This window comes from Streptomyces sp. NPDC087844, assembly GCF_044742785.1.
Lineage (GTDB): Bacteria > Actinomycetota > Actinomycetes > Streptomycetales > Streptomycetaceae > Streptomyces.
The window spans coordinates 261,172-274,201 of the sequence record NZ_JBIUVD010000006.1; the positions used below are offsets into that span (position 1 = coordinate 261,172).

Annotated in this window: 11 protein-coding genes; 4 read left to right on the forward strand and 7 right to left on the reverse strand. The window is 71.1% G+C overall.

The window, feature by feature from the left end; all coding sequences use genetic code 11:
• Nucleotides 1-21: 21 nt before the first annotated feature.
• Together ACIOKD_RS15230 and ACIOKD_RS15235 are read right to left on the reverse strand one after the other, a co-directional pair.
• Nucleotides 22-906, reverse strand: a complete 885-nt coding sequence (locus ACIOKD_RS15230) for an alpha/beta fold hydrolase (RefSeq protein ID WP_402083249.1) — start codon at nucleotides 904-906, stop codon at nucleotides 22-24.
• 785 nt (nucleotides 907-1,691) lie between these two features.
• The gene (locus tag ACIOKD_RS15235) at nucleotides 1,692-2,384 is read right to left on the reverse strand and encodes a metal-dependent transcriptional regulator (protein ID WP_402083252.1); all 693 of its coding nucleotides are present in this window, start codon (nucleotides 2,382-2,384) and stop codon (nucleotides 1,692-1,694) included.
• Nucleotides 2,385-2,655: 271 nt separating this feature from the next.
• Between ACIOKD_RS15235 and ACIOKD_RS15240 the strand changes: the two genes are divergently transcribed.
• On the forward strand, nucleotides 2,656-3,414 hold the full coding sequence (locus ACIOKD_RS15240; RefSeq protein ID WP_402083254.1) for an SIS domain-containing protein: 759 nt from the start codon (nucleotides 2,656-2,658) through the stop codon (nucleotides 3,412-3,414).
• A 226-nt stretch (nucleotides 3,415-3,640) separates the two neighbouring features.
• On the opposite strand, the gene ACIOKD_RS15245 is transcribed toward ACIOKD_RS15240, so the two are convergent.
• A complete protein-coding gene (locus ACIOKD_RS15245) occupies nucleotides 3,641-5,026 on the reverse strand; it encodes a PAS domain-containing protein (RefSeq protein ID WP_402083257.1) in 1,386 nt (461 codons plus the stop codon).
• A gap of 584 nt (nucleotides 5,027-5,610) precedes the next feature.
• Here ACIOKD_RS15245 and ACIOKD_RS15250 point away from each other — a divergent pair.
• Nucleotides 5,611-6,423 (forward strand): AraC family transcriptional regulator, encoded by an 813-nt coding sequence (locus ACIOKD_RS15250; protein WP_402083260.1) that lies wholly within the window; start codon nucleotides 5,611-5,613, stop codon nucleotides 6,421-6,423.
• A 79-nt stretch (nucleotides 6,424-6,502) separates the two neighbouring features.
• Nucleotides 6,503-7,675, forward strand: coding sequence for a 4-hydroxybenzoate 3-monooxygenase (locus tag ACIOKD_RS15255; protein WP_402083263.1), 1,173 nt, complete (start codon nucleotides 6,503-6,505; stop codon nucleotides 7,673-7,675).
• Between the two features lie 99 nt (nucleotides 7,676-7,774).
• Here ACIOKD_RS15255 and ACIOKD_RS15260 read toward each other — a convergent pair whose 3' ends face one another.
• Nucleotides 7,775-8,875 (reverse strand): citrate synthase 2, encoded by a 1,101-nt coding sequence (locus ACIOKD_RS15260; protein WP_402083266.1) that lies wholly within the window; start codon nucleotides 8,873-8,875, stop codon nucleotides 7,775-7,777.
• A gap of 300 nt (nucleotides 8,876-9,175) precedes the next feature.
• Here ACIOKD_RS15260 and pdxH point away from each other — a divergent pair, with 300 nt between their 5' ends.
• Nucleotides 9,176-9,865 carry a pyridoxamine 5'-phosphate oxidase gene (pdxH, locus tag ACIOKD_RS15265; protein WP_402083269.1) on the forward strand — a complete coding sequence of 230 codons (690 nt, stop codon included), beginning with the start codon at nucleotides 9,176-9,178 and terminating at the stop codon, nucleotides 9,863-9,865.
• A 209-nt stretch (nucleotides 9,866-10,074) separates the two neighbouring features.
• Here the strand turns inward: pdxH and ACIOKD_RS15270 are convergent, their stop codons facing one another.
• From ACIOKD_RS15270 to ACIOKD_RS15280, 3 genes are read right to left on the reverse strand one after another with little or no spacing between them, the layout of a single operon-like run.
• Nucleotides 10,075-10,689: a TetR/AcrR family transcriptional regulator gene (locus ACIOKD_RS15270; protein ID WP_402083272.1), complete on the reverse strand. Its 615-nt coding sequence runs from the start codon at nucleotides 10,687-10,689 to the stop codon at nucleotides 10,075-10,077.
• Nucleotides 10,677-11,420: an enoyl-CoA hydratase family protein gene (locus ACIOKD_RS15275; protein WP_402083274.1), complete on the reverse strand. Its 744-nt coding sequence runs from the start codon at nucleotides 11,418-11,420 to the stop codon at nucleotides 10,677-10,679. The genes ACIOKD_RS15270 and ACIOKD_RS15275 overlap by 13 nt, the downstream gene beginning before the upstream one ends.
• Entirely contained in the window at nucleotides 11,417-13,009 is a 1,593-nt protein-coding gene (locus ACIOKD_RS15280) for a 4-coumarate--CoA ligase family protein (RefSeq protein ID WP_402083555.1), read from the reverse strand. Before ACIOKD_RS15280 ends, ACIOKD_RS15275 begins: the two co-directional genes overlap by 4 nt.
• Nucleotides 13,010-13,030: the final 21 nt, after the last annotated feature.

Sequence of the window (13,030 nt, forward strand, 5' to 3'; positions counted from 1 at the left end):
GACAACAACCCCCACCGTCCCCTACCGAAGCACCTCGTCCAGGAACGGCTCAACAGCCGCCCGCCAAGCCTCCGGCTGGTCATAGTGGACAAGATGCCCCGCATCCCCCACCTCCGCATACCGCCCATCAGGCAGCACCCGAACCATCTCCTGGGACTCGGCCCGCCCCAACTCCCCGTCGAGCCCACGGACGACCAGCGTGGGACACCGCACCTGCGCCAGCTCCTCCCAGTGCGCGTCGTACACCCACGCCTCCCGCGACGTGAGCATCTGCTCGGGCTCGAAGACCGGCCGCCACCCGTCCTCGTGCTCGGCCATGACCTCGGCGTAGAACTCACCGCGCGCGGTGTTCGGCCGCTCCACCCAGGGATCGTCCTCGCCGAACCACTTCCGTACATCCGCGAGCGTGGCGAACGGAACCGGCCAGGACTTGAACCACTCCTCCCACTCGCGCTGCGACGCCGCCCCGAGCGCCGAGGCCCGCATGTCGCAGATGACCAGGCCCCGCACCAGGTCGGGCCGTCTGGCGGCGAGCTGCCAGGCCGTCAGGGCTCCCATGGCGTGCCCGATGAGGACGGCCGGGGCGAGGCCCAGCTCTTCGAGAGCGGCCTCCGCGTCCTCGACGTACGCCCCCCGGGTGTACTCCGTCTGCGGCGGCTTCGCACTCTGTCCGTGGCCCCGCTGGTCGAGCGCCACGGCCCGGTGCCGCTCGGCGAGCCAGCGGGCGGTGGACGCCCAGTGCGAGGCGCGGCCCATGAGCCCGTGCAGTAAGAGCACGCCGGGCGTCTGCTCGCTCCCGCCGGCCTTCGCGCCGCCCCTGCCCGGACCGGTCTTGGGAGGATCGGCGAACTCCCAGGCAGCGAGGCGTATACCGCTCGCACCGGTCACGTCGATGCGCCGCACCATACGCTGGCACCCCCCTTGATCCGCTCGGCCGGTTCGTCCCGCACGAGCCGGCCGGTCCACTCGTACCGTTCGCCGTGCCGTTGCTCCTGCTGGTTGCTCCTGCTGGTTGTTCCTGCGTAATCAGTGGTCGATCCGTCACCCATACGCTATCGAATGCGTATTCGAAAGTGGGCTTCTCGGCGGTAACACCCCTCCTTCGAGTGACCTCGCCCGAGGATTGACCGCCGCCGCCGAGGGGAGATCTCCAACGGGAGGCGGGCCGCTCGGGGAAGACGGTCCGAAGGGGATGACCCTGGGAGCTCGGGGCTCCGGGTCAGCACAGGGGAGGACAGGCCTCGGCGCCTCAGGGCGCCGAGGCCCTCCTCACGTCCGCGGCACATCCTTGCGCCCCCTCCCCGACCGCGCATCGGCGCCGCTGCCGTCCCGGTCCAGAGCCCTCAGGTCATATGCCTCACGCGACAGCCTCGCACGGGAACGGCCCGTTCGCTGCGATTCCGCGCACTGAATCTCTGTTTCTGCGGGAACCCCCAGGTGGGGCAATTGAGGGTCCTGTTAAGGGAGTTGACGGTGTGTTTTGAAGCGTGCAGAGGCAGCCGCGAGAGCCCTGGTCAAGGCCGCGCCCCCCGGCACCCCCGGTGGACGGCGACGCGCACGACGGCGCCCGGACAGGCGTAGGGAGAACCGCACGACCGGCCCCGCAAGGGCCCGCGGACGGCCCCGTTCCCCATGCGAGCCTGTGCGCACAGCGAACAGCGCACAGCGGGAACACGCGGTAGTCCTCCCCGCTACCTCTTCGCCACGAACACGTGGGACGCCACGTCCGACTCCAGCTCCGCGGCCTCCCCGCCGCTGCCCACGAGCACCCCGCCCGCGGACTCCGTCACGCTGACGACCGAACCGGGCTGTACGCCCGCGCGGCGCAGCGTGTACATCAGCTGCGCGTCCGTCTGGATCGGCTCGCCGATACGGCGGACGACGACCGTCTTGCCGTCGAGGCCGGGGTCGAGGTCGGCCAGCGAGACCATGCCCGCGTCCAGGAAGGGGTCCGCCACGTCCTTCTCGCCCAGCTCCTCCAGGCCCGGGATCGGGTTCCCGTACGGCGACTCGGTCGGGTGGCGCAGCAGTTCGAGCACGCGTCGCTCGACCGCCTCGCTCATCACGTGCTCCCAGCGGCAGGCCTCCGCGTGCACCTGCTCCCACTCCAGACCGATCACGTCGACGAGCAGGCACTCGGCGAGGCGGTGCTTGCGCATCACGCGCGTGGCCAGCCGGCGGCCCTCCTCCGTGAACTCCAGGTGGCGGTCGCTCGCGATGGCCACGAGGCCGTCACGCTCCATGCGCGCCACGGTCTGGCTGACGGTCGGCCCGCTCTGGTCGAGCCGCTCGGCGATCCGGGCGCGCATGGGGACCACACCTTCCTCCTCCAGCTCAAGGATGGTGCGGAGATACATCTCCGTGGTGTCGATCAGTCCGGACATACGTGCCCCTCGATTAGCTCTGCCGGAGGCTGGGTGGCTCACCGGCGTGTGCGCTGGCCCTGGCGACAATTCTGACGCATCCCACTGACAACCGTGCCGCGCCGTTGCGACCACGTGGTGACGAGTGCCCGCGCGATGCGGCCGGGCCCGGCACCCGGCCGGGTGGAGAGGGGCCCTCGTAACCCAGTGTCGCCCCTGTGGAGCGTATTGACACAGCAGTGGTCCAGACCGCAACGTGATCCGCGACACGACAGCGGAAGGGGCTTCGCCGATGAGCCACAGCAAGCCGGCCGGGCAGTACTTCGACGCCGCGATCGGCCTGCTGCAGCGGGTACGGGACGAGGAGGCCCCGGCGATCGAGGCCGCCGGGACGATGATCGCCGACACGGTCGCCGACGGCGGGCGGCTCTTCGCCTTCGGCGCCGGGCACTCCTCGCTTGCCGCGCAGGACCTCGTCTACCGCGCGGGCAGTCTCGCACTCATGAACCTGCTCGCCGTGCCGGGCGCGGTCGGCGTCGACGTCATGCCCGCGACGCTGGGCTCCGCGCTGGAGCGGGTCGACGGCCTCGCGAGCGCGGTCCTCGAATGCAGTCCCGCCCGCTCCGGCGACCTCCTGGTGGTCATCTCCCTCTCCGGGCGCAACACGCTCCCCGTCGAGATGGCGATGCGCGCCCGTGCGCTCGGGCTCAAGGTCATCGGGGTCACGTCGGTGGTGTACGTGTCCGAGACGGCGTCCCGGCACACCTCGGGGACGTACCTCAAGGACCACTGCGACATCGTCCTCGACTCGAAGATCGCGATCGGTGACGCGGAACTCACCCTCGACTCCATTCCGGCGCCCTTCGCCTCCGCGTCCACGGTCGTGACCTCGGCGCTTCTTCAGTCGGTCATGGCGACGGCGGCGGGTGTCCTCGCGGACCGCGGGATCGAACCTCCGCTGCTGCGGTCGGGGAACGTGGACGGTGGGCTGGAGTGGAACGACCGGGTCTTCAAGGAGTACGGGGACCGGATCTTCTACTGGCAACGGTGAGCCTGCCGGCTGATCGGGGCTGCGCCCTTGCCCCGGTGAGTTGTCGGGTGTGCGTCGCCTGTGGCTGAACGCGCAGTTCCCCGCGCCCCTGAAAAGCCGGCATCGCCGTGCTTTTCGTCCCGCCCGGCTGAAAAGCGGGGCTGCGCCCCTGCTTTTCAGCCTGTCCGGCGTTTGAGGACGAGCCGTTCAGGCCGACAGGGGTCTGGGGCGCAGCCCCACGGGGTGGTCATGGGCGGGGGTCCAGGGCCGTCGCCAGGTCCAGCGACGCCGCGATCCGGACGGCGACATCCTCCGCGTACGTCGCGTCGAACCTCTCGAACTGCGTGCGACTGGCGCCGCGCAGGAACGTGGCGACGCCCAGCGTCCGGCCACGGCTGCGCAGGACGACGCACAAGGCGTGCACGGAGTCCGCGGGCCACTGCCGGGCCACGGCCCAGTCGCGCGTGCGGTCGGGCTCGGTCGACCCCGCACTGGCACGTACGGAACCGATCCGCTCGACGCACTGCAGCGCCGGATGCCCCTCGGAGTACCGGACGGGCAGCCCGGCGCGGCTCGCGGGCAGGCTGGGGCCCGGCGCTCCGGAGGGCGTGGCCGGCCCCCGTACGAGCCGGACCGGCCCCTCTCCGTCCGCCACCGAACCGCCGGCCACCCGGTCGATCAGCGCGTGGTCGGCGAATCCGGCCAGCGCGAAGTCGAGGTGGACGGACGCCGCCTCCGCGGGGTCCTCGCACTCGGCGGCGGCCCGCGCGGCCCGGTGCAGCTGGTTGGTCCTGAAGCGCAGCAGCGCCGCTTCCTGCTCGGTCTGCTTGCTCTCGGTCACATCCTGGAACAGCCAGCCCACACCGAGCGGAACCGGTTCCTCCGTGAGCGGTGAGGCGAGGCGAAGGAAGCCGCTGCGCCAGCAACGGCGCTGCTCGCCCTCCGCGGTCCGCAGGGTCACCCACATCTCGGCGGGCGCCGGCGGCGCGCCTTCCGCGAGAACGTGCGTGAGCGCGCTCTCCAGCTCCTCCACGCCCTGCGCGATCAACTCGCCCAGGGGGCGGCCCAGTACGGCCGTGCGTCCCGTGCCGAGCGCCCGCGCCGCGTGGCCGTTGACCACGGCGGGCCGCAGGTCGGCGTCGACGAGGACGACACCCCAGGAGGCGTCGTCGAACAGCGCCTCGCTCAGGGCGATCGACCGCTCCAGATCGATCTGCGCGTGCACCTCGCTGAAGGCGCAGTACACCCCGGCCGGCTTCCCGTCGGGAGCCGGCACGGCGGCCGACTGGGTCCGTACGAGCACCCGGCCGCCCTCCTTGGTGAGCAGCGCGAACTCGTGGACCTGCCGCCCCGGGGCCTGCATCGCGGACAGCAGCCGGTTCTCGACCTCCTCGGCGTCCGCGGTCCGCACGGCCCAGCCGGCGAACCCGCGCCGCCCGACCGCCTCGGCCGCGGTCCAGCCGAGGATCCGCTCGGCCTCCCGGTTCCAGTGCGTCACCACTCCGTCGGCGTCGAACGCGCACAGCGCCGCGTCCATCCCGTCGAGCAGAGCGGCCAGCAGATCGGACCCGTCCCGCTCCGGCTCGTCCGGCCCGAGCTCGTCCGTGGTCCCACTACGCCGCGAAGCACTCACCTGGCACCCCCTGCAGGCCGTGTCGGCGTGTCCTGCGCGGTGCGCCCGCGCGTCTGTCCACTCACTACGAATCACTCACCAGGAATCATTCAACTCGAACGTGACGCAGCCCACATCTGGTTCCCACAAGATTGCGGAAATCGTTGTGCGCGGGCACTTCATCCCCGGTCGGCCGGATCTCCGTCGTCCCGGTCCCCTTCACAAGATCGCTTCCCTCGCCGGCGCCGTCAACGCGTCGGCCCTCCGGAGAACCGCCGTCCCGGAAAATCACTTGAGCGAAGCCGTGACGCTTCCTAGTGTGTGCCCCACGCCGAAAGGAGGTGATCGGGTACATGTCTGAAACCCGGACCAGCGAGGTGGCTGCGGGCTAGCGGCCCGTCACCACACTCAGTGCGGTGCCGGACCAGCGCGTGAGACGAGCGTGCGGCCGGCCCAATCTCAGCAGTCACCCGACCCGCGTGCTCGCCGGTGAGTCCGGCCGGCCCCCTCCTCGGAGGGGACCCGAGCACGCGGGTCGTCTGCGTTGCGTGGGCCGCTGCGACGCAGGGGTCACCGTCGGGCGACTGTCGGTAGTGTGCCGCCCGATGCCGAAAGACCGCCACACCGCGACGACGTCTGCCGGACCGGAACCGGAAGGGGCGGCTCTGCAAGGAGCCGCGTGGCTTCCGCACGGGTACCGGCTCGATCCCCACTCGCACACCCAGGGGCAGCTGGTGTACGCCGCCGCCGGTGCGCTCGCCACCGCGACGGAGCGCGGGACCTGGGTCGCCCCGGCCAACCGCGTCACCTGGACGCCGCCACGCTTCGCCCATTCACACCGCTTCTACGGTGAGACCGACGTCCGCCTCCTCGCCGTGCCGGTCGCCCTGTGCGGCGCACTCGTCGACCACCCCAGCGTCTTCGCGGTGAGCCCGCTGCTGCGCGAGGCACTCCTGGCGCTGACCGACAGGCCGGAGAGACGGTCCGGTGCGCACAGGCGGCTGCTCACCGTGGTCGTGGACGAGCTCGCCGACGCCGCCGAGCAGTCCCTGCATCTGCCCGAGCCCCGTGACGACCGGCTGCGCTCGGTCACCGATCTCCTGCACGAGGATCCCGCCCTGCCGACCACTCTGGCCGGCCTCGGACGCACGGTCGGGGCGAGCGAGCGCACCCTGAGCCGCCTGTTCCACACGGAACTCGGCATGAGCTTCCACCGCTGGCGCACCACCCTGCGCATCCATCACGCCCTGGGCCGTCTCACCGACGGCCTGTCCGTCACCGACACCGCGATGGCGTGCGGTTGGTCCAACCCCTCCAGCTTCATCGACGCCTTCACCGAGGTCGTCGGCCAGACCCCCGGCCGCTATCGGACGGAGGTGCGCAGACACGGACGGCAGCCGGGTGCTCCGCGCCCATGAGCCAGGTTGGCGGCTTTTCCGTATCGGCTGTCCGATCACCGGTGGTTCTCGACCCCGGCCGGGTTCCACAGTGGGGCCCATGACTGCAACACGCGAGAACACGACCGTCGTCATCATCGGTGCGGGGGTCGCCGGGCTGACGCTCGGCAACCTCCTCCTGCGCAACGGCGTCGACTGCGTCGTACTGGAGAAGCATTCCCGCGCCTACGTCGAGCGGCGTCAGCGGGCCGGGACCATCGACACCTTCGGGGTGCGCATGTTCCGCGAGTGGGGTCTCGAAGAGGTACTGGAGGGCGATCCCATTCCGCACAGCGAGGGCGCCTTCCACATCGACGGGGAAGCGATGCCGATCGATGTGGGCGACGACAGCGACGAAAGCCTCTACTGCCCCCAGCAGGTCCTCGTCCGCAACCTCACGGACCTGTTCCTGCGCGACGGCGGGGACCTGCGATACGAAGCCGCCGACGTGTCCCCGCGGGACATCACGGGCGAGCGTCCCGTCGTCCGCTACCAGCGGGCCGACGGCTCGGCCGCGGTCGTCGCCTGCGACTTCATCGCCGGCTGCGACGGCTTCCACGGAGTGAGCCGGCGTACGATTCCGGCCGCCGCGCTGACCGAGTACTCCCACGAGTACGGGTACAACTGGCTCAGCGTCCTGGCCGCGGTCCCGACGGACCCCTCCGGCATGGCGATCCATTCGCGCGGCCTGGCCGGCATGATCCCGCGGGGCCCGCACGCCAGCCGCGTCTACCTTCAGTGCCGGGTCGACGACACCGCCGAGCAGTGGCCGGACGAACGCGTCTGGAGCGAACTGGAAGCCCGTTTCGGCAGGCCCGTGTCGAGCGGCGAGATCGTCGACAAGCGGATCGTGCCGCTGCGCAGCGTGGTGTTCGACCCCATGAGTCACGGCAGCCTGTTTCTCCTCGGGGACGCGGCGCATCTCGTCCCGCCGATGAGCGCCAAGGGCATCCACCTCGCCCTGCACGACACCGAGGTCTTCGCCCGCGCCGTCATCCGGCAGGTCCGGGAAGGCGATGCCGGCCTCCTCGACAGCTACTCGGAGACCTGTCTGCCCCACGTCTGGAACTACCAGGCGTTCGCCACCTGGATCACCGACACCATGCACAACGCCGGTTTCACCGGCTACGAGGGAGAGTTCCGCAAGCAGGTGGCCCGGGCCGAACTGCGGCGCCAGTTCACCTCGGACGCGGCGAACAAGCTCTTCGGCGAACTCGCCGCCGGGACCAACTAGCAGTCGGCCGGTCGGCGGGTGCCCCCGCGTGTCGCACGTGTGGCGGCGCCCCCGGCCTCCCGGAGAACGCCGCCACACGTGCCGTGCACCGATACGGAATCAGCGGGCGATGTCTCCGTAGCCCTCGATCTCGGCCGGGTTGCGGGTACCGGGGCCGATGTAGCGCGCGGAGGGCCGTACGAGGCGGCCGGTGCGCTTCTGCTCCAGGATGTGCGCGGACCAGCCGGCGGTACGGGCGCACGTGAACATCGAGGTGAACATGTGGGCCGGGACCTCGGCGAAGTCCAGGACGATGGCGGCCCAGAACTCGACGTTCGTCGCCAGGACGCGGTCCGGGCGGCGGGCGTGCAGTTCGGCGAGGGCCGCCTTCTCCAGTGCCTCGGCGATCTCGAAGCGGGGGGCTCCGAGTTCCCGGGCGGTGCGGCGGAGCACGCGCGCGCGGGGGTCCTCGGCGCGGTACACCCGGTGGCCGAAGCCCATCAGGCGCTCGCCCTTGTCGAGGGCCTGCTTGACGAACGCTTCGGCGTCGCCCGTGCGTTCGATCTCCTCGATCATGCCCAGGACGCGCGAGGGGGCGCCGCCGTGCAGTGGTCCCGACATGGCGCCGACCGCGCCGGAGAGGGCCGCCGACACGTCCGCGCCGGTGGAGGCGATGACGCGGGCGGTGAACGTCGACGCGTTCATGCCGTGCTCGGCGGCGCTGGTCCAGTAGGCGTCGACCGCGGCCACGTGCTTGGGGTCGGGCTCGCCGCGCCAGCGGATCATGAAGCGTTCGACGACGGACTGCGCCTTGTCGATCTCGCGCTGCGGGACCATCGGCAGGCCCTGGCCGCGGGCGGACTGGGCGACGTAGCTGAGGGCCATGACGGCGGCGCGGGCGAGGTCCGCGCGCGCCTGCTTCTCGTCGATGTCGAGGAGCGGTTCGAGGCCCCAGACGGGGGCAAGCATGGCGAGCGCGGACTGGACGTCCACGCGGATGTCACCGGAGTGGACGGGGATCGGGAACGGCTCGGCGGGCGGCAGGCCGGGGTTGAACGCTCCGTCCACGAGCAGCCCCCAGACGTTGCCGAAGGAGACGTGGCCGACCAGATCCTCGATGTCGACGCCCCGGTACCGCAGGGCGCCGCCCTCCTTGTCCGGTTCGGCGATCTCCGTCTCGAAAGCGACGACTCCCTCAAGTCCGGGTACGAAGTCGGACATCAGGCGGCTCCTCATGATGTGGGCGACAGACGATGTGTGGGATGTGAGCTGTGCGGGGTGAGCTGTGCGAGGGGTGGGTGGTGCGGTGTCCGTGGTGGGTGCGATCGTGCGGTTACGCGGTCGCCTCTTGGACTCGCGGTCCGTACGTCACTCCGGTCATGCCCCGTGCGGTCGGCGGTCACCCAACCTCTTGGCAGCAGGACGATATCCCTTGGTGTCACCTTTGGGGAGAGTACGCGGCACTCAGTGCCAGTCAGTGATGAAGCGCACGCCCGGCGGCGAGTACGGCAGGATGACCGGGTGACCGACAGCGACCCCCTTCTCGGCCCCTCGCTCGATCCCGCGTCGATGCGCAAGCAGTACCGGGCCGCGGGACTCGACGAGACCGAGCTGGCCGACCACCCCATGGAGCAGTTCGCGCGCTGGTTCGTGCAGGCCGCGGCGCACGGTGGGGCGCAGGGCGCGGTGTACGAGCCGAACGCCATGGTCGTCTCCACGGCGGACGCCGAGGGGCGGCCCAGTTCCCGCACGGTGCTCCTGAAGCAGTACGACGAGCGGGGGTTCGTCTTCTTCACCAACTACGAGTCCCGCAAGGCGCGCGAGCTGGCCGAGAACCCGTACGTGTCGTTGCTCTTTCCGTGGCATCCGGTGGCGCGCCAGGTCGTCGTCACCGGGACCGCGCGGCGTACGGGGCGGGACGAGACGGCGGCGTACTTCCGTACGCGGCCTCATGGGTCGCAGCTCGGGGCGTGGGCCAGTGCGCAGTCTTCGGTGGTCGGTTCGCGGGACGAGCTGGACGCGTCGTACGCGGAGTTGGTCTCGCGGTATCCCGAGGGGGCGCAGGTGCCTGTGCCGACCGGCTGGGGTGGGTTTCGGGTTTCGCCTCGGGCTGTGGAGTTCTGGCAGGGGCGGGAGAATCGGCTTCATGACCGGTTGCGGTATGTGGCTCTGGATGATGGGGGGTGGCGGGTGGAGCGGCTCAGTCCCTGAGGGTGGCTGCCTGGGTGTTGACTGCGCCGTTCCCCGCGCCCCTCAAGGCTGAAAGCAAAAGACTGCGCCGTTCCCCGCGCCCCTAAAGGCAAAAGGCACAAGATCGCGCCGTTCCCCGCGCCCCTCGATACTCTTCGCGCCCCTCGATATTCTTCGCGCCCCTCGATACTCTTCGCGCCCCTCAGGGCGGAAAGCGCCCCTGGGGAGGCTCAGCCCAGGGTGGTGTCCAGGATGTGGGCCCATTGGGTTACGACCTTCGCCCGGCGGGTGGTGTCGTCCGTGAGGAGGTTGGCCAGGCCCAGGCCTCGGGACATGTCCAGGAAGCCCTGGACCGTTTCGCGTACCCCGGGGCGGGTCTCGTCGGCGTTCAGGAGGTCCACGGCTATGCGGTGGGTCTCGCGGCCGACCCTGCCCTCCAGTTCGGTCACACGGGTCCGCAGCTGGGCCTCGTTCGACGCGGCGACCCAGAGGTGGAGGGCGGCGCGGAACAGGGGGCCCGTGTAGAGGTCGACCAGGGCGGCGACGACGGCACGGCGGTCCGTCGCGCCCTCCGGGAAGAGGGCGCGCAGCGCGGTGGAGCGTTCCTCGGCGACGTACTCGACGGCCGCCGTGAACAGGTCCTCGCGGGTCGGGAAGTGGTGCTGGGCCGCGCCTCGCGACACCCCGGCGTGTTCGGCGACGACGGAGACCGTGGAGCCCGCCCAGCCGCGTTCGGCGAGGCAGGCGACCGCGGCTTCGAGGAGGCGTTGCCGGGTGGCGCGGCTGCGGTCCTGTTTGGGGACGCGCTCCACCGGCGCCTGTGCCGCGCCGTTCACCAAACCCATGGGGGATCCCGTCGTTCGAGGAAGGCCGTCATTCCCTCGCGGGCCTGCGCGGAGGAGAACAGCCGGGCCGAGAGCGCGGTCAGGTCGGCCGCGTCCCGGTCGAAGGTGTCCAGCACCCTAGCCGTGAGCAGCCGCTTCGTCTCGGCCAGCCCCTGTGGGGAGGCGCGGCGCAGTCCGTCGAGCACCGGCGCGAGTACGGTGTCCACGGCCTCCCCCGCCGCTCCCGCCACCGTGACGAGGCCGATGCGGGCGGCCTCAACCGCGTCGAACTTCTCGCCGGTGAGGTAGTAGCGGGCCACCGCGCGCGGGTCGAGGCGCGGCAGGAGGGGCAGCGAGATCACGGCGGGGGCGACCCCGATGCGCACCTCCGTGAAGGCGAACGTGGCCTCCTGGGAGGCCGCCGCGAGGTCGCAGGCGCCGAGCAGCCCGAGGCCGCCCGCGCGGACGTGGCCGGTGACGCGGGCGACGACCGGCTTGGGCAGTTCGACGATCTGCCGCAGCAGGGCGACCAGGACGTCCGGGTGCGGTGGGTCGCTGAGGTCCGCGCCGGCGCTGAAGGTGTTGCCGGTGTGGGTGAGGACGACGGCGCGTACGTCGCCGTTCTTGCCGGCTTCCCGGAGCGCGTCCGCCAGGTCCGCCACCAGCCGGGCGGAGAGGGCGTTGCGCCGCTCGGGCGCGTCGAGCGAGAGGGTGGTGATCCCGCGCTCGTACGACCGCCGCACTGTGGTCATGCGCGCTCCCCCGGTTTCGGCAGGTCCCGCAGTTCCCGCAGTTCCCGTCGCAGGATCTTTCCGGAGGCCGCCCTGGGCACCGCGTCGAGGAACGTGACGTGCCGGACCTTCTTGTACGGGGCGACGCGCTCGGCGACGTACGCCATGACGCCGTCCCCGGTGAGGTCGGGCGCGGCCGGCTGGCGTACCACGTACGCGTGCGGCCGCTCGTTGTTGTCGGTGTCGTAGACCCCGATGACGGCCGCGTCGGCGATGCCGGGGTGTGTCAGCAGGAGGGCTTCGAGTTCGGCGGGGGCCACCTGGAAGCCCTTGTACTTGATGAGTTCCTTGACCCGGTCGACGACGTACAGCCAGCCGTTCGCGTCGACGTGACCGACGTCCCCGGTGGAGAGCCAGCCGTCGTCGTCGATCATCGCGGCCGTCTCGACGGGGCGCCCCAGATAGCCCTTCATGACCTGCGGACCGCGGATGACGATCTCGCCGCGCTCGCCGACGCCGAGGTCCTTTCCGGGGTCGTCCAGGGAGACGATGCGCATCTCCGTGCCGGCGATGAGTTTGCCGACGCTTCCCGGGGGCGGGTCCGTCTCCTCCAGGGGGACGACGTGGGTGCCGGGCGAGAGTTCCGTCATGCCGTACGCCTGGCCGACCGGCGGTAGGCCGAGCCTTCGCGAGCACGCTTCGGCGAGTTCGGCGTCCAGGGGGGCCGCCGCGCTGATGACGTACTTCAGGGACGACAGGTCGTAGCCCTCGACGGCCGGGTGCTTGGCGAGGGCGAGGACGATCGGCGGGGCCACGTACAGGCCGGTGATGCGGTGTTTCTCGATCGCCGCGAGGAAGGTGTCGAGGTCGAAGCGGGGCAGCACGACGACGGTGGCGCCCTGTCTGAGGGGTGCGTTCATCAGGGCCGTCAGCCCGTAGATGTGGAAGAACGGCAGCACGGCGAGGATGCGGTCGCCGGGACCCATCGGCATGGCGGGCGTCAGCTGCGCGAGGTTCGTGGCGATGTTCCGGTGGGTGAGCATGACGCCCTTGGGGGTGCCGGTCGTCCCGGAGGAGTACGGGAGGGCCGCCACGTCCGTCACCGGGTCGATGTCGATCTGCGGTTCGGGGGCGGTGGAGCCCAGCATGTCGAGCAGCGAGCGGTGTCCGGGTGCCTGGTCGCAGACGAGGATCTCCTCGATGCCGCCCGCGAGTTCGGCCGCCGCGCGGGCCGTCTCCAGGAGGGGTGACACGGTGATGATCCACCGGGCGGCGCAGTCCCGCAGTTGCTTGGCGAACTCCTCGGGCGTGGCGAGGGGGTGCACGGTGGTGACCGAGGCTCCCGCGCGCGTGGCGGCGTAGAACGCCGTGGGGAAGGCGACGGTGTTGGGGCTGTGCAGGGCCAGTACGTCGCCCTTTCGGACACCGAGTTCGGCGAGCGCGGCGGCGACCCGGCGGTGGAACGTGTCGAGTTGGGCGTAGGTGAGGGTCATGCCGTTCACGCCGTCGATCAGCGCGGGTGCGTCGCCCCGGGAGGCGGCGCGGCCCAGCACCACCTCGTGGATGGGTTCTTCGACGGCGGGAACGTCCTCGTACTCGCTGCGGAACACCATGACGGGCCCTTTCCAGGA

What these genes read in the sequence shown, in the direction of transcription:
- ACIOKD_RS15230 (WP_402083249.1), bottom strand. Translation starts at nt 906, where the DNA reads ATGGTGCGGCGCATCGACGTGACCGGTGCGAGCGGTATACGCCTCGCT.
- ACIOKD_RS15235 (WP_402083252.1), bottom strand. Translation starts at nt 2,384, where the DNA reads ATGTCCGGACTGATCGACACCACGGAGATGTATCTCCGCACCATCCTT.
- ACIOKD_RS15240 (WP_402083254.1), top strand. Translation starts at nt 2,656, where the DNA reads ATGAGCCACAGCAAGCCGGCCGGGCAGTACTTCGACGCCGCGATCGGC.
- ACIOKD_RS15250 (WP_402083260.1), top strand. Translation starts at nt 5,611, where the DNA reads ATGCCGAAAGACCGCCACACCGCGACGACGTCTGCCGGACCGGAACCG.
- ACIOKD_RS15255 (WP_402083263.1), top strand. Translation starts at nt 6,503, where the DNA reads ATGACTGCAACACGCGAGAACACGACCGTCGTCATCATCGGTGCGGGG.
- ACIOKD_RS15260 (WP_402083266.1), bottom strand. Translation starts at nt 8,875, where the DNA reads ATGTCCGACTTCGTACCCGGACTTGAGGGAGTCGTCGCTTTCGAGACG.
- ACIOKD_RS15270 (WP_402083272.1), bottom strand. Translation starts at nt 10,689, where the DNA reads ATGGGTTTGGTGAACGGCGCGGCACAGGCGCCGGTGGAGCGCGTCCCC.
- ACIOKD_RS15275 (WP_402083274.1), bottom strand. Translation starts at nt 11,420, where the DNA reads ATGACCACAGTGCGGCGGTCGTACGAGCGCGGGATCACCACCCTCTCG.